Below are 15710 nucleotides of genomic sequence, written 5' to 3'. Positions count from 1 at the left end.
TGTGGTCAGCTGTTTCCGTGTGACCAAGAGGCTAGGCCCGCAATTATCACTGCGCGAAATCCGAGAAGAACTACAAATAACTCTATTGGCCACCTATCATTTATCTGCCACTATTGGTGATGCGCAAACGAACGAGAGAGGAACAGGACACCGGTACCGTTCATTCGTAAGAGGCCCGGAGCAAGAGGGCAACTATGCCGGCCGAAGCCTACGACATCGTCGTCGGTGGGGAACCGCGGGATCGTTCACTGCGGGGACGGGGACGTCAGAGGTCCTCGACGCCGACCCGTCTTCGGCGTCGCCGGATGCGGTCACTCGTCTCCGACTGTCTTCGGTGAGGCAGAGATGCAAGCGACGCCACACGCATTGTGTTGCTTTCGAGTGCGGGATTTCGCCGTCTCACGGGGAACAAGACTGTTCCGGCGCGTTTTTTACTTACGCGCCGATGTGAGGTAGTAATGACTGCGGACGCCGTACTAACCGATCGAAGACGCGAACGAACGGGACAGCACTTCCAGCGCGGTGTCCGCACGACCACTGCAACAGTACACCAGTATCTGCAGCCGACGTACACTACGGAACTACGCTATGTCTGAGAACTACGACGTCGTCATCGCCGGCGCGGGGCCGGCCGGAGCACAGTGCGCGCGAGACCTCGCACAGCGCGGGTACGACGTACTCGTGCTAGAGGCAGAACCCGAAGACCAGTTCCCCAGGCAGTCGAACAAGTCGACGGCGGGAACCTTTGCGTCGATGACGGGCGCGTTCGGGATCCCCGACGACGTCGTGATGAACTACACCGACGAGGTCGTCCTCGAATCCCCCAGCGAGCACTTCGTTCAGAACCAACCCGGTGCCGTGCTCGAGTTCGCCGAGTTCAAGCGGTGGCTTGTCGCCGAGGGGCGAAAACACGGCGCCGAGTACCGCTTCGATGCACGCGTGAACAACCCCATCGTGGAGGACGGATCCGTCGTCGGGGTGCAGTACGCCGGCGACGAGACGGTGTACGGCGATATCGTCGTGGACGCCACGGGACCAGCAGCGCCGCTCGCGAAGAAACTCGACGTCTGCGATCTCAAGCGGAAGCATCAGGCGATCGGCATCGAGTGGGAGATGGAGGGCGTCGCTATCGACCACCCCGAGTTCGCGGATCTCACCGACGCGATGATGCTGCGCCTCGACCACGAGTACGCACCCGGCGGCTACTCGTGGATATTCCACACCGGCGGCGACACGGCGAAAGTCGGCCTGTGTTACATCCAAAACGAGAGCTACCAGGAGTACGGCGACACGTCGAAGAGCATCGACGACCACCTCCACCACTGGTTGGAGACCGACCCCCGCTTCGCCGACGCCCAGCGCCTCACGGACAAACAACAGCACCGCGGGAGTGCACACATCCAGATGCCGGACGATCTCAGCACGGACGGATTCATGGCTATCGGCGATACTGTTCCGACCATCGATCCGCTGTGGGGCGAAGGAATCCACAAGTGTATGGAATCTGCGCGGGCCGCTGCCATCACTGCGGACCGCTGCCTGATGGGTTCGAAGACGGACACGTCTGCGGACGCGATGTCTATCTACGATTCCCTCTGGCACGCCCGCGTCGCACCGGACATGCGGACGCGGTTGACGATGACCCAGCTGCTGTATCTCGCCCCGAACGAACGGTACGACCGCCTGATGAACGACCTGAACGCGATGGGCGTAGACACGCTCAGCGATGCAAACGACGGCAGTATTCGCAGTCTCTCGAAACTCATCCACCTCGACGATCTGCCGTTGCTCGCACGGTTCGCGAAACAGCGACTCACCGAGTGACCTCGTCGTCCGATATCCAAACATCTAATCGGCCGAGCGACCTTCATCGGATATGAGTTATCGCCAAGAGCAACGCGTACCGCTCGCGAACGGAATGCCGATGCTCGGACTCGGCACGTGGCAGAACGACGACCCCGAGGAGTGCGAGAACGCGGTCAAGACGGCACTAGAAGCGGGCTACCGTCACATCGACACCGCACAGGCGTACCGCAACGAGGAGAGCGTCGGGCGCGGGATCGCCGCAGCCGACGTCCCCCGCGAGGACGTCTTCCTCGCGACGAAGGTGTGGATCGACAACCTCGCGTACGACGACGTCCTCGCCACGACCGAAGAGAGTCTCGATCGGCTCGGCGTCGACTACGTCGACCTCCTGTACGTCCACTGGCCGTCCCGCGAGTACGACTCCGAAGGCACGCTTCGGGCCTTCGACGAACTCGTCGACGAGGGGAAGGTCGAACGCATCGGCGTCAGCAACTTCGAGCCCGAACACATCGACGAGGCGATCGAGCGAACCGACGCGCCGATCTTCGCGAACCAGGTCGAACTGCACCCGCTGTTGCCCCAGGAGGAACTCCGCGAGCACTGCGCAGAGCGCGACGTCGAAGTCGTGGCGTACTCGCCGCTCGCCCGCGGAGAGGTCTTCAACGTACCCGAACTGACCGAAATCGCCGAGAAACACGACGCCAGCGAGGCGCAGGTGTCGCTCGCGTGGCTCCGCGAGAAGGGCGTCACAGCCATCCCGAAAGCGACGAGCGAGGCACACATCCTCGACAACTGGGAGTCACTCGGTCTCGCTCTCGACGACGAGGACGTCGCGAAGATCGACGCGATCGAGCGGACGGACCGCCGTATCGACCCCGACTTCGCGCCCTGGTGAACCGACGCGCGGTCTAAGACGGCGTCACGCGGCTCGCTGTCGGTGCCGACGTTCAGCGTCGTCGACAGTTCGACGCCACGTTCGTTCTCGGTGGACGCGAACGGCAGCAACCCATTTGTCGCACGGGTGCTAACGCCCATCCGTATGGAATTCAACCTGACCACGACGGCCGGCGTTCTTCTGGCGCTGATCGTCGCCGGGACGGCAGTTCTCAGTGCCGCGGGCGTGATGGCCACGAGCACGGTATTGATGATGGTGACGCCCGCGATGCTCGTTTTCGGAATCATCTGCGTCGCGGTCGGCGTCAAACACGGCGAGTACCGCGCTCGCGCGTCCTAATTCGGCGTCCGACGGCCCTCGGAGAACGGTTCGCCCGCCGGATAGCGGGCCGAAGCGTACAGCGAGGCGGACCGGGCGGCAGTGACGCGACGACCCGGTTCCGCGACTGCACTCCCGCGACTGCACCCCCGCGACCACACGGTTTTCGTCTTACAGTAGCATTTGCAAGCCTTCGCTCACCCGATCGCCCGACAGCGTGTGATCGGGTGCGGAATCAGTGGCAACCCCGACGATAGATGCGTCTCACGTCTCGTACGCGTGGGCTTCGAGCGTCTCCAGTTCGACGGAATCTAACACGGCCTCGTTCGTCGCTTCGAGAACGACGGGCGGTACGGTCGTCTCCGGGAGGCGCTCGGTCCGCGTGGCTTCGAGCGCTTCGAGCCACCGGCCGAGACAGAGACACCAGCGGTCGCCCGGTTCGAGCCCGGGGAACTGGAACTCGGGCCGCGGCGTCACGAGATCGTTGCCCTGCTCTTTGCTGAACCTCAGAAATTCGTCTGTCATCACCGCACAGAGTTCGTGTCGTCCCCGGTCGTCGGGATGCGTTCCACAGCAGCCGTCGCGCTCGAAGCCGGTCGTCGGATCGGCGCTACAGGTGGCGAGTTCGCCGCCGCGGACGTTCCGTTCGGACATATCGACAGATTGGATCGTGTGAATAAAAGCTCCCGGCTGGTGCGAAACTCACTGCGCCACGTCGTCGAATCCCTCGCCGCTCATACTCGCCGCGACCCGGACGCCGACGATGCTGATGACGATCCCGGCGACGATGAAGCCCGCGAGCCGTTGCTGTGGCGTCACGACGTACCCGAGAATCTGTGGGTCCGCGAGGACGGCCTCGCGCTGGAGGAACCAGCCGGCGAAGCCGCGGACGACCAAGCCGAGCGCGACGACCCCGAACGGGAGGTTCAGGTAGGGGGTGCTGACGGCGTCGGCCCCGATGAGTTCGTCGAGCAACCGTCCGGCGCTCGCGGTGAGCGCCGCGAGCGCGAGCCACGGGACGGCGCTGTAGGTGAACTGCATCGTCCGGAGGACGATCGACTCGGGACCGAACTGCGGAGTCACCGAGAGCGCACCGAGGAAGATGCCGACGAGCCCCAACCCGAGGCTGACCGCGTAGGTGACGACCGACACCCGGCCGGAGTACAACGCGGCGCGCACCCGCTCTGGGATCTCCGCGAGGTACTCGTCGATCGCGAGACCCTTGTACAGCAGGACGGCGCCCAGAAGCGCCGCGAGGCCCGCGAGGGCGACCGTCGGCGCGAACTGCGTCAACAGGATCGGCATAAACAGAAGCGTCGCGCCGAGCGGCACGAGAACGGTCGTTCTGAGTTCTTCGTCGGCCAGGAACTGTTTGAGCAGGTAGTACGTCGACTCGATGTCGTGAGCCTGCCGGACGACGACGCGGTCGACCGAGTCGATGCGGACCCGACTCTCGACGACGGGCACGACCCGCTCGTCGTTCGCGGAATCGAGGACGACGACCGCCGACTCCGGGTCGTACTCCTCGACGAGGGCGTCGACCTGAGCCGATAGGGATCGGTCCGCCCCGACCAGCGAGTCTCCGCCGCCGGAGACGACCGCCACGACCGCCTCCTCGCGCTCGTCGCCGAGGTCGCGAGCGACGCGAAGCGCTTCCAACAGGCAGTTGACGCTCGAATCCTCCGGATCGGCCAGTCCGACGTCGGTGACGAGGGACTGGACGGACTCCCATCCGACAATCGGGAGTTCCAGCCCCGCCGTTCGGCCGATGTCGTTGGACCGGTCGACACAAAGGACGAGCGTGGTCACGGTCGTGAGAAGGTATCACTCAGTTAAATTACTCCCGGTCAGCCGAGCAGAAGTGAACGTGCGTGGGGCACGAGCGGAGCGTTTGCACGTCGTCGCCGCGCGAACGGCGTTCGGCGACCGCCCACGTCACCCTTTTTCAGGGGTGGGTGCGTCTGTCTGTGCTGGTGAGACAACAGATGGGCGAGAAGGTCACGCTGGTGACTGGTGCTAGTTCAGGAATCGGGCGGGCAACGGCGAGTGCGCTCGCCGAGAACGGACACAGCGTCGCGCTGGCGTCCCGATCGGAAGACGAACTGCAGCGTATCGTCGACGACATCGAGACCGAGACTGAAGCGGAGGCGATCGCGATCCCGACCGACGTGACCGAGGAGTCACAGGTAGAGGCGATGATACAGGCGGTCGTCGACGAGTTCGGTCGCCTCGACGCGGTCGTGAGCAACGCCGGCCTCGCGCTGAGTGGGGACGTCGAGTCGATGCCGACTGACCACTACAAAACGATGATGGGTGTGAACTGCGATGGGATGTTCTACACCGCGCGCGCAGCGATCCCCCACCTGCGAGAGAGCAGCGGCACCATCGTGTTCACGGGGAGCATCGCCGGGAAATACCCGCGCGGAACGTCGCCCGTGTACGCGGCCTCGAAGTGGTGGACGCGGGGGTTCGCCCTATCGCTCTCCGCACAGATCGGCGACGAGGACATCGGCGTGACGGTGATCAATCCATCCGAGGTTCGCACCAACTTCAACAGCCAAGAGGGGACCGCCTTCGAGGACGCGTTTGAGGAAGGGGAGGTCACGGAGCCAGGGGACGTCGCGGACGCGGTGATCTATGCGCTGAGTCAGTCGAATCGGAACACCGTGGCCGAACTGGATCTGTACAGAAAAGACAAACTCGAAGACATGGAACTGGGCTGAAGGCCTCGGGAGACAGAGCGACGGCAGGTCGTCTCAGAGTGTGTCGGCGCCGATCGAGACACGTCACGCTCACGGGGCCCGTCGAAAAGGTGAAAACGAAAACCGCGGCATAGATCGAAGAATTCCGAACCGGTCGGGTCCGGGGGTCGCCGGCGTTTAGAGCAGCCCCGTCTTCTGGAGCTTCATCAGGTCCTCGGTGTCGAGGGTCTCGCCTTCCTTGAACTTCTGGTAGATCTCCTCGGCTTCTTCCTTGGCGGCCTCGCGCTCCTCGGCACGCTCGTCCTCGCGCTCCTGCTCTTCCTGCTTGTCGAGCTCGCGGAGGCGCTTTTGGACGCGGACGAAGTCCTCGTGGTGCTTGTCGGCGGACTCCTGGGCTTCGACGAACAGCTCGTGCATCGCGTCGGCCTCGTCACGGATGTCGTCGGCCTCGCGGTAGGCCTCGATCATCTGGTTGTGATGTTCCTGGGCCTTGTCGGCGAGCTCTGTCACCTTCTGGTGGTGCTGGGAGGCTTCCGAGCGGACCTCTTCGGCCTCTTCGATGAGCTCTTCGAGTTCACCGCTGTCCTCGACCTTCTCCTTCTTCTGGCGGAGCTCCTCGCGCTTGTCCTCGATCTTCTCGATGAGTTCGCGCTCGTCTTCGGTCGAGAGCACCTCGGTCTGCTGGCGGAATTCGAGCTGCTCGATCTCGTCTTCGAGCTCCTCGATGTCCTTGCCGTCGTCGAGCTCGAGGTCCTCTTTCATCTGCTCGACCTTGTCGAACAGCTCGTTGGCCTTCGCGTTGAGCTCGTTGCGGCTTTCTTTGTGCTCTTGGACCTGCTCGTTGAGCTCGTCGCGCTTCTCGCGGTGTTCCTGAGCCTCGTCGACCTTCTCACGCGTCTTCGCGTTCAGGTCGTCGCGCTTGGATGCGCGCTCGGAGGCCATCTGGTTGAGCTCGTTTCGTCGGTCTCGGAGCTGGCCAGCGACCTTGATGAGCTGACCTTTGGAGCCGTTTTCGAGCTTGTCGTCTGTAAGCTCGATATTGTCCGAATCTTTGAGTTCCTGTACGTCGTAGTCCTGAAGAACGTCTTGCTGCGTCACCATGCGTAATCAAACCTCGATACCATCACCGCTCCGGACCGTGGCGGCCGCTCTTCGAGCGCTGCCGACCGTGGATAAGAATTCCCGATCATTCTGCGTGCTGTGCCGCCGGAACGCCGGAGGCGTTCTGGTATCTACTTCTTGTCGTCTACTACATATAAATCTGCCGGTGGTCGCGACGGCTGAAAACGCCTGTCACACCCCGTCTGTGCGCCGTGTGAGTCGTTCCCAGTACCCAGTATGAGTATATAAATCAAGGTGGTACTGTGTCACACAGTGCGCGGCGAGTCGCCGACCGAGCGAGACTTACGGAGGGGTCGCCGAAGGCCGCGTATGCGAGAGCGAGAAGTCGTCCACGCACGCGGACACGAGAACGTGACAGCCGAGCACAGCAGTACGTTCGAGGTGACCAGCGACGACTGGCTCACTCCCGCCGGCGACTGCATCCTCGCCGTCGAGGCGGACCGCGTCCCGGCCGACTTCGACGACGCTTTCGTCGAGGCCTGCCGCGATCCCGAGGCAACGATTATGGCCACACTCACGGTGACGACCGACGAGGGCGACACCTACACGGAAACTGTGGAGGGACGCGGGCACCCGGACCTCGTCTTCGAGAACGAGCGGAGTCACGTCGGGCGCACGAGCGACTACGTCGACGACCGGACGATTCTCGTCGGCGCCGACGCCGCCGCCGCAGACTTAGATCGAGAACTCGTCGACGCGCTCGCGGCGGGGGCAGACGTCCGATTCGAACTCGTCGTCGAACGCGATCAGGACTGACGTCGCTGTACCGAGTCGTCGTGGACGGTTCCCGACGGGGGATCGGCCGACGACTTTTTTCACGCGCCGCCGAACCTCGGAGTATGCCCGAGGAACCGCAGGAGAACATCAGCGGCGGCGCAGACGGGAGCGCGGCCGCAGTGTTCGAGACCGGCGAGGCCGGCACGCGCGCGGAGGCAGTCGTCGACGAACTCGGTCGGCGCTACTGGCAGAAGACCTACGGGGGAAAGGACGCCTTCGAGTCGCTCGTCCGGACGATTCTCTCACAGAACACGAGCGACGTCGCGAGCCAACCCGCCCACGACGCGCTGATGGAACGCTACGGGGGCGACGACAGCGACCTCGCGGCCGCGCTCGCCAAGGCAGAACAATCCCAGCTCGCCGAGACCATCTCCTCGGCCGGGCTGTACAATCAAAAGTCGGAGATGATCATCGGCGCGGCAGAGCGCATCTGCGAGGAGTACGGTGGTGCGGGCGGCTTCGACGCGTTCGTCCGGGAGGAACGGCCGAGCGACGTGCGCGAGTCACTGTTGGACATCCACGGCGTCGGTCCGAAGACCGCCGACTGCGTGCTCCTGTTCGCGGGCGGGCGCGACGGCGTTTTCCCCGTCGACACTCACGTCCACCGAATCGCGCGGCGGATGGGGTTGGCCCCGGCCGACGCCGACCACGAAACCGTCAGGGAACGTCTCGAGGCCGACGTGCCGCCCGAAAAGTGCGGCTTCGGACACACCGCGATGATCCAGTTCGGCCGCGAGTACTGCAGCGCACGCAAGCCAGCCTGTCTGGACGGTCCCGAGGCGTGTCCGCTGTACGATCTCTGTGACCGGGTCGGCGTCGACGAAGTCGCCGAGTCGGTCGTCGATCCCGCAGCCGCCGGCGGCGAATAGTGGAGACGGGGACGGAGACTGAAACGGAGATCCGAGCAGTCCGTGGTCGGTTCAACAATCGCGCGTATCGACGCCCGAAACCGGGCCGTCGCTCGGTTCGTACGTGGAATCGTCGATCGAATCAGAGAACATCGGCAGCGAGAAACGGTAGTCGAAGAGGATCACGAACGAGTCCCAGACGCCGCTCGCCGAGACAGTCTCCGGATCGCCCTCGAAGACGACGCCGGTTCTGAGTTCGATGATCTCCGAGCCGACCGCGACGCCCTCGGCCGCCAGTCCGAGCGCGCTCGGCGGCGCGGGATTCGTGAACAGCGACGTGTGAACAGTCACGTTGATGTGCGGGTTGCCGTCGCCGATCGTGAGGTCGTGACCGCCATCCGGGAAGCAGCGGCGCTCGTTCGTGTCGGTACCGCCCGCAGTGGAACCATCGCCGCCGCTCGATTGTGCTGCGACAGGTGCCGCCGCGACCAGGAGTGAACCGACGACGAGGAACGTCGCAAAGAGTGCAAACGACCGGACAGAGAACGGGTCGGGCGTTCGGGAAAGAGGCATAGCGAACGCTTGATCGCTCTCGGGATTAAGTCTCGGGGCGCAGTTCTCAGCGTTGAGATTCTACAGTTGAGTGACAGCCGCGGACCGGACCCCGAAAATCGGGAGGGCAGGTCGCCTACGACGACTCGCCGTCCAGGCCGCGGACGAGTTCGTCGAGGACGGCGTCAGCGCTCGCGAGGTTCGTCGCCAGTGGGATCTCGTGCACGTCGCAGATCCGCAAGAGTGCGGTGATGTCTGGCTCGTGTGGCTGTGCGGTCAGTGGATCACGAAGGAAGACGACACCGTCGCAGTTCTCGTCGGCGATCTCCGCGCCGATCTGCATATCGCCGCCGAGCGGCCCGGACTGCTTCCGCTCGATGTCGAGCCCCGTCGCCTCTCGGAGGCGTTTGCCCGTGGTGCCCGTGGCGATCAGGTCGAACCGTTCGAGGTCGTCGAGCCGGCTTCGAGCGAAGGAGATGATGTCTGGCTTCTTCTCGTCGTGAGCGATCAGCGCGAGGCGCATACGACCGTTCCGCGGGCAGGTGATAATAAGATTCGCACGGGGTCGAATCGACGCGAAAAGCGCTGTGGGGCCTACAGGAATCGGAACGTTTCGAGGTTCTTCGGCGCGAACGTCCGCAGGTGGTAGTCGTGGTACAGTCCCGACGAGAGGTCCTGGACGGAGCGCTCGTCGCCGTGGACACAGAGGATCTTCTCGGGACGGGGGTTCATCGTCTTCACGAAGTTTTCGAGGCCCTGTCGGTCGGCGTGCCCAGAGAAGCCGTCGACCGTCTCGACGTCCATTTCCAGTTTCAGCGTCTCCGAGCGCCCGACGCGGTCCCCGCCGATCGGGATCTCGTCCCAGCCGTTCTGGATACGGCGGCCGAGCGTCCCTTGCGCCTGGTAGCCGACGAAGACGAGGCGGGAGTCCGGCTCGGGGCCGATGTGCTTGAGCCAGGACATAATCGGGCCGCCGGTGACCATCCCCGACGTAGAGAGGATGATCGCCTGATCGCCGTCGGCGACGTCCTGGCGCTCGTCGTCGCCGCCGTCGATGTGGTTGAACTCGTCGGCGAGGAAGGGGTTCTCGTCCTCGTGGAAGATCCGGTCCCGGAGGTCGTCGCGGAGGTACTCGGGGTAGGTCGTGTGGATCGCGGTCGCCTCCCAGATCATCCCGTCGAGGTGGACGGGCATACTCGGGATCTTGCCGGTCCGCATCGCCTCTTCGAGGACGAGCATCAACTCCTGAGAGCGCCCGACGGCGAACGCCGGGATGACGACCTTGCCGCCGCGGTCGTACGTCTCGTTGATGACGTCGAGCAGTTCGCGTTCGGAATCTTCCTGGTCGGTCTGGTAGTCGTCGCGGCCGCCGTAGGTCGACTCCAACACGAGCGTCTCCACGCGCGGGAAGTCGTTGACGGCGCCGTTGAACAGGCGGGTGTCCTCGTAGTGGATGTCGCCGGAGAACGCGACGTTGTAGAGGCCGTCGCCGATGTGGAAGTGCGAGACCGCAGACCCGAGGATGTGCCCGGCGTTGTGGAACGTGAGTTTCACGTCCGGTGCGATGTCGGTGACGTCGCCGTACTCGATCGGGATGGTGTGTTTGATCGCCTCGCGGACCATCTCGGACTCGTAGGGCGGCGTTCGGCCCTCCTTGGCGGCGACGTCGAGGTAGTCCAGTTGGAGCAGACCCATCAGATCCCGAGTCGGCTCGGTCGTGTAGATCGGCCCGTCGTAGCCGTACTTATACAGGAGCGGGACGAGCGCCGAGTGGTCGAGGTGGGCGTGCGTCAGCACGACCGCGTCGAGCGAGTTCGCGCCCGCACCGAGCGCCTCGGGCACCTGCAGATACGGGACGTCGTCGGAGCCGGGCTTGTCACCGCAGTCGATGAGGATGCGCGTCTCGGCCGTCGAGAGAATGAACGAGGCGCGGCCGACCTCGCGGCAGCAACCGAGCGTCGTGATGCGGACCCACTGTTCGTCTGCGAGCTCCTCGCGGTGGATCTGTCGGCCGACGCGTTCGAGGATCTGTCGGCGGTCGTCGCGCTCCTGTTTGAGGAAGTTTCGGACGTTCGACACCGTCGAGGACTCGATCGGCGGCGTCCGAACGACCTCGGGGGTCCAGCCGACCTCCTGGGTGATTTCGCGCAGCGTCGCGCCGTGGCGGCCGATGACCATCCCGGGCTTTTCGGCTTCGATGACGACCTCCCCGGTGTCCTCGTGGAAGTCGAGGTCGGTGACGCCGGCTTCCTCGGGGATGACCTCGAGGATCCGGTCGCGGGCCTGATCGGGCGGCGAGAGCGCCGCCGGATCGGGGCGAACGGTGATGCGCTTGCGGAGTTTGCCGGCGAGGTCACGGACGAGGTCACCGTTCTGGGCGAACCGCTTCGGATCGCGCGTGTAGATGACCAGCTCCGGACCCTCGTAGGTGACGTCCGACACCGAGATGTCGGCCGGCAGTTCCGCTGTGATCTCTGCTTTCAACTCCTCGAGTTGCGTATCTACTGAACTCATAACTGAGAGCGTTCCGTCGGGATCGTCACGGACGGACGATTGATCGGGGTACCCTTCTCCTGAAGCGGAACCGGCAGTGCGAACACTCCGTCGATGCGGGGATGCGACGATGTCGCGTGAGAGAGCATAGGACGACGTTGTGAACGGCAATCTCTGCGGTTCTAGCTGCGAAGAGGCAGGGAGAACCCGCTTAATCCAGAATACTTCGGCCGGCGTATAAAAGCCTTCGCAAAGTCGAAACCCTGAGGGGTCTTCGTGGCGGGTATGGACGTTACTCCCGACCGCGTCGCGACCGAAGCCGCGTGGGTCCTAGACAGAAGCGACGAGGTGGTGCCGATCATCAACGAGACGCGGCAGCGACTCGCCAACGAGTTCGACGTGACCGTCGACACAGTCGAGACGGAACGGTACCGCGAGGAGGTCAAACGCGTCTTCGCCGACGGCGACGTCGCCGTCAACGTCGCCGCCTACGTCGGCCTCCTCCGCGAGTTGGACGTCGCGGGCGACTATCCCGGCTTCGTCGTCGACGAGGTGCTCGGGCGTGAACTCGCCGCGACGATTGCCGGCGGCGCGCCACTGTCACTGCTCGCGCAGGCGACGTTCCACTACGCGGACGTGCTGACGCACTCGGACGGTGGAGCCGGAATCGACGACCTCGACGCGGCGCTCGCCGCGGGGTTCCAGACGCGACTCCCGGGGTGGAGCTGGCAGGAGACCGAGAGCCCCTTCGCGGTCGACCCCGATCGGTTCGAATGAGGGTGCCCGCCCGTCGGCACGTGGCGTGTCCGCGCGTCGGGTGTCGGCGCTGGGCGTCCCGGAGTGAGCCGTGCGACGTTTCCCGCGTCTTCGGCGCCCGCCGAACCCCGATAACACAGTCCCAGCCGTCCTATCAGGGGATTTAAGACCGCCCTGAGGCTCGAAATACGTAATGAGCGACGACCAGGAACTCGGCATCACCGAGTCGAAAGAATACAACACCGGCGAGTGGTACGCCGAAGTCGTCCAGAAGGCCGGCCTCGCGAACTACGCGCCCGAGGGGATGAGCGGATTCATTGTCACGCGCCCCCGCGCGTACGAACTCTGGGAGCGCATCCAGGGCCACCTCGACGGCCTGTTCAAAGACACCGGTGTCCAGAACGCCTACTTCCCGCTTTTCATCCCCGAGAGCTACCTCGAACGGGAGAAAGACATCGTCGAAGGCTTCGACCCCGAGGTCGCGTGGGTCGAGCGCGCCGGCAATCAGGAACTCGAAGAGCCGCTCGCGGTCCGCCCGACCTCCGAGTCGATCATCACGCCCTACATCTCCCAGTGGGTCCGCAGCCACCGCGACCTGCCGCTGCGTGTGAATCAGTGGGCGTCGGTCGTTCGCTGGGAAGCGACGGAGACGAAGCCGTTCTTCCGGACGAAAGAGTTCCTCTGGCAGGAGGGTCACACCGCGCACGCCACCCGCGAGGACGCCTGGGCGGAGACGACGCGCCGCCTCGATCAGTACGAGGAGACCTACGAGGATCTGCTCGCGATGCCCGTCCTCCGCGGCGCGAAGCCCGAACACGACAAGTTCCCCGGCGCGGACACGACGACGACGGTCGAAGCGCTGATGCCGGACGGCAAGTCCGTCCAGGGAGCGACCTCCCACTACCTCGGCACCTCGTTTGCGGAGGCGTTCGACATCACCTACACCGACGAGGACGAGGAGACCCAGATCGCGCACACGACCTCGTGGGGGCTCTCCTGGCGGGCGCTCGGCGCGCTCATTATGACGCACTCGGACGATCAGGGGCTCGTTCTACCGCCCGCGATCGCGCCCGAGCAGATCGTCATCGTTCCGATCTGGCAGGCCGACACGAAGGAGGACGTCCTCGAATACGCCGAAGATATCGCCGCGGATCTCGAAGCCGCCGGCATCCGCGTCGAACTCGACGACCGCGACGAGCGCAACCCCGGCTTCAAGTTCAACGAGTGGGAGCTGAAAGGCGTCCCCGTCCGGATGGAGATCGGCCCCAACGAGGCCGACGACGGGACGGTCACGCTGGTCCACCGGCCCGACGGCGAGTCGACCGAAGAAGACAGAGACGACATCGTCGAAACTGTCGAATCCCACTTCGACGAGGTGTACGCGAAACTGTACGCCGCCGCCGAGGAGAACCTCGAAGAGAACGTCCGCGAGGCCACAGACCGCGCGGAGATCCTGGGCACGCTCGGCCAGCACGGCGGCTACGTCAAGGCGCCGTGGTGCGGCGATGAGGAGTGTGAAGCCGAGATCAAAGAGCCGATCGCCGCCGAGATCGTGATGGTTCCGCTCGACGATCCTGACGCGGAGATCCACCACGACGAAGACTGCGCCATCTGCGGCGACGACGCCGTCGAGACCGCGTACTTCGCGAAGTCGTACTGACGCGTACGCGACTTCGCCCGGATCTGTCAGTCATTTTTTATTACTCGTCCTCCGTCTGTCGTCCGTCTGACGGCTATCACCTTCGAGAACGTCCCACAACGCTTTACAGCGCCCGGAGAATAGCGGTAGCAATGTCGGCGTTATCGGACATCCTGGGCGATCTCGTGTCGGACGTCGAGAGCGTGTTTCTCTTCTCGCCGAGCAGTTCCCACTACGAGCGGTTCGCAGACGCCGATATCGACGAGGAACTGGTCGTCATCGCGCCCGAGAACGCCGTCGAGGCCGAGACGTACGTCGAACTGCCGCTGGAGTTCGACAACGTCAGCGATCGGATCAGATTCGGCGTCGAGGGCGCGCTCGAACAGGAACTCGTCGAGGAGGGCGACGTCGTCGCGTGCAGCGTCCGGATCTTCGACGGCGACGCCGACGGTCTCGTTCGGGTCCGCATCGACGAGTCGATGCGTTCTGGCATTTACGACCTGTTCGCGAACTCGCGGGCGGATCCGAGCGTCATCCGCGACGTCTTCGAGGTCGCGATCGAGCTCGGCAAGAAGGGACAGAAGGGCAAGCCGGTCGGCGCGCTGTTCGTCGTCGGCGACGCCGGCAAGGTGATGAACAAGTCCCGCCCGCTCAGCTACAACCCCTTCGAGAAGTCACACGTCCACGTCGGCGACCCCATCGTGAACGTGATGCTCAAGGAGTTCTCCCGCCTGGACGGCGCGTTCGTCATCTCGGATTCGGGGAAGATCGTCAGCGCGTATCGCTACCTCGAACCGGCGGCCGAAGGGGTCGACATCCCGAAAGGGCTCGGTGCGCGCCATATGGCCGGCGCGGCGATCACCCGCGACACGAACGCGACGGCCATCGTGCTGTCTGAGTCCGACGGCCTCGTCCGGGCGTTCAAGGGCGGGCAGATCATCCTGGAGATCGATCCGGAGGAGTACTGATGACGGGGGAGGGCCTACTGTCGACACACACTGTGTTACAGTTCGACCCTGGGCAGTTCCTCGACATCTTCGACGCGGTCCCGCGTGTGGTCTGGGCAGTGTTGCTCGTCGTCGTGGTCGGGCTGATCGCCGCCGCCGTGCTCGGCACGCTGACGACGCGTGCGCTCGTGCGGTTCGGTGTTCCCGAGGCGATCGAGGGCACAGCCTTCGAGCGGACGGCGCGTGAGTTCGACACCTCTACTGTCGAAGTACTCGGCACGCTCGTCCGATTTTTCGTCCTCGGCATCACATTCCTGGCGGTGCTTTCGGTTGGCAACATCACTGTCGCAGCCAGTTTCTGGAGTCACACAGTACAGTTCCTCCCGCAACTCTTCTTCGCGGTCATCATCCTCATCGTCGGCGTCGTCGTCGGCGACAAGGTCCAACTCGTCGTCGGCGAGCGACTCACCGGAATCAAACTCCCACAGATCGGCGTCTTCCCCCGCCTCGCGAAGTTCTCCGTGTTCTACGTGGCCGTCCTGATCGCGCTGTCGCAACTCGGCGTCGCCACGCTCGCGCTCGTCGTACTCTTGGCCGCGTACCTCTTCGCGCTCGTACTACTCGGCGGCATCGCGCTCTCGGATCTGCTCAAATCCGGGGCCGCGGGGTCGTATCTCCTGTTGAATCAACCGTACGCGATCGGCGACGAGGTCCAGATCGGCGACGCGCGCGGCATCGTCCAGGAAGTGAATCTGTTCGTCACACACGTCGAGAACGACGGCGAGGAGTTCATCGTGCCCAACAGCACGGTGTTCGAGAAGGGCGTCGTTCGCATTCGGGAGTAGCTCCGCCGTC

The 15710-nt window shown here is 64.2% G+C and carries 16 protein-coding genes; 10 read left to right on the top strand and 6 right to left on the bottom strand.

Features of this window, described 5'->3' with window-relative positions; translation table 11 throughout:
- The first annotated feature begins 588 nt into the window (after positions 1 to 588).
- The 3 genes from RBH22_RS05325 to RBH22_RS05315 all read left to right on the top strand — a co-directional run bounded on the left by RBH22_RS05325 (position 589) and on the right by RBH22_RS05315 (position 3040).
- The gene (locus RBH22_RS05325) at positions 589 to 1824 is read left to right on the top strand and encodes a digeranylgeranylglycerophospholipid reductase (RefSeq protein WP_306676771.1); all 1236 of its coding nucleotides are present in this window, start codon (positions 589 to 591) and stop codon (positions 1822 to 1824) included.
- A 94-nt stretch (positions 1825 to 1918) separates the two neighbouring features.
- Entirely contained in the window at positions 1919 to 2701 is a 783-nt protein-coding gene (locus RBH22_RS05320) for an aldo/keto reductase (RefSeq protein WP_306676972.1), read from the top strand.
- Positions 2702 to 2845: 144 nt separating this feature from the next.
- A complete protein-coding gene (locus RBH22_RS05315) occupies positions 2846 to 3040 on the top strand; it encodes a hypothetical protein (RefSeq protein WP_306676770.1) in 195 nt (64 codons plus the stop codon).
- A gap of 243 nt (positions 3041 to 3283) precedes the next feature.
- On the opposite strand, the gene RBH22_RS05310 is transcribed toward RBH22_RS05315, so the two are convergent.
- On the bottom strand, positions 3284 to 3673 hold the full coding sequence (locus RBH22_RS05310) for a DUF2237 domain-containing protein (protein WP_256289789.1): 390 nt from the start codon (positions 3671 to 3673) through the stop codon (positions 3284 to 3286).
- A 48-nt stretch (positions 3674 to 3721) separates the two neighbouring features.
- Positions 3722 to 4828: a DUF373 family protein gene (locus RBH22_RS05305; protein WP_256289788.1), complete on the bottom strand. Its 1107-nt coding sequence runs from the start codon at positions 4826 to 4828 to the stop codon at positions 3722 to 3724.
- A gap of 176 nt (positions 4829 to 5004) precedes the next feature.
- Here RBH22_RS05305 and RBH22_RS05300 point away from each other — a divergent pair, with 176 nt between their 5' ends.
- The gene (locus tag RBH22_RS05300; RefSeq protein WP_256546628.1) at positions 5005 to 5742 is read left to right on the top strand and encodes an SDR family oxidoreductase; all 738 of its coding nucleotides are present in this window, start codon (positions 5005 to 5007) and stop codon (positions 5740 to 5742) included.
- A 156-nt stretch (positions 5743 to 5898) separates the two neighbouring features.
- On the opposite strand, the gene RBH22_RS05295 is transcribed toward RBH22_RS05300, so the two are convergent.
- Positions 5899 to 6822 (bottom strand): phosphoserine phosphatase, encoded by a 924-nt coding sequence (locus tag RBH22_RS05295; protein WP_121570625.1) that lies wholly within the window; start codon positions 6820 to 6822, stop codon positions 5899 to 5901.
- A 330-nt stretch (positions 6823 to 7152) separates the two neighbouring features.
- Here RBH22_RS05295 and RBH22_RS05290 point away from each other — a divergent pair, with 330 nt between their 5' ends.
- A complete protein-coding gene (locus RBH22_RS05290; protein ID WP_306676769.1) occupies positions 7153 to 7599 on the top strand; it encodes a DUF371 domain-containing protein in 447 nt (148 codons plus the stop codon).
- An 83-nt stretch (positions 7600 to 7682) separates the two neighbouring features.
- A complete protein-coding gene (nth, locus tag RBH22_RS05285; protein ID WP_256545166.1) occupies positions 7683 to 8489 on the top strand; it encodes an endonuclease III in 807 nt (268 codons plus the stop codon).
- A 51-nt stretch (positions 8490 to 8540) separates the two neighbouring features.
- Here nth and RBH22_RS05280 read toward each other — a convergent pair whose 3' ends face one another.
- The 3 genes from RBH22_RS05280 to RBH22_RS05270 all read right to left on the bottom strand — a co-directional run bounded on the left by RBH22_RS05280 (position 8541) and on the right by RBH22_RS05270 (position 11534).
- On the bottom strand, positions 8541 to 9041 hold the full coding sequence (locus RBH22_RS05280) for a hypothetical protein (protein ID WP_256289785.1): 501 nt from the start codon (positions 9039 to 9041) through the stop codon (positions 8541 to 8543).
- A gap of 115 nt (positions 9042 to 9156) precedes the next feature.
- Positions 9157 to 9543, bottom strand: coding sequence for a methylglyoxal synthase (locus RBH22_RS05275; RefSeq protein WP_256289784.1), 387 nt, complete (start codon positions 9541 to 9543; stop codon positions 9157 to 9159).
- 71 nt (positions 9544 to 9614) lie between these two features.
- A complete protein-coding gene (locus RBH22_RS05270; protein ID WP_306676768.1) occupies positions 9615 to 11534 on the bottom strand; it encodes a beta-CASP ribonuclease aCPSF1 in 1920 nt (639 codons plus the stop codon).
- A 264-nt stretch (positions 11535 to 11798) separates the two neighbouring features.
- Here RBH22_RS05270 and RBH22_RS05265 point away from each other — a divergent pair, with 264 nt between their 5' ends.
- The 4 genes from RBH22_RS05265 (at position 11799) to RBH22_RS05250 (ending at position 15700) form a co-directional block, all read left to right on the top strand.
- Entirely contained in the window at positions 11799 to 12290 is a 492-nt protein-coding gene (locus RBH22_RS05265) for a hypothetical protein (protein WP_256545162.1), read from the top strand.
- Positions 12291 to 12462: 172 nt separating this feature from the next.
- The gene (proS, locus tag RBH22_RS05260) at positions 12463 to 13929 is read left to right on the top strand and encodes a proline--tRNA ligase (RefSeq protein WP_256289781.1); all 1467 of its coding nucleotides are present in this window, start codon (positions 12463 to 12465) and stop codon (positions 13927 to 13929) included.
- A gap of 131 nt (positions 13930 to 14060) precedes the next feature.
- The gene (gene dacZ, locus RBH22_RS05255) at positions 14061 to 14876 is read left to right on the top strand and encodes a diadenylate cyclase (protein ID WP_256289780.1); all 816 of its coding nucleotides are present in this window, start codon (positions 14061 to 14063) and stop codon (positions 14874 to 14876) included.
- Positions 14876 to 15700, top strand: a complete 825-nt coding sequence (locus RBH22_RS05250) for a mechanosensitive ion channel domain-containing protein (RefSeq protein ID WP_256289779.1) — start codon at positions 14876 to 14878, stop codon at positions 15698 to 15700. The genes dacZ and RBH22_RS05250 overlap by 1 nt, the downstream gene beginning before the upstream one ends.
- Positions 15701 to 15710: the final 10 nt, after the last annotated feature.

This window comes from Halobellus sp. H-GB7, from assembly GCF_030848585.1.
GTDB classification, from domain to species: domain Archaea; phylum Halobacteriota; class Halobacteria; order Halobacteriales; family Haloferacaceae; genus Haloquadratum; species Haloquadratum inordinatus.
The sequence above is the reverse complement of the archived record's forward strand: the minus strand, read 5'-3'. Positions and strand labels throughout refer to the sequence as shown.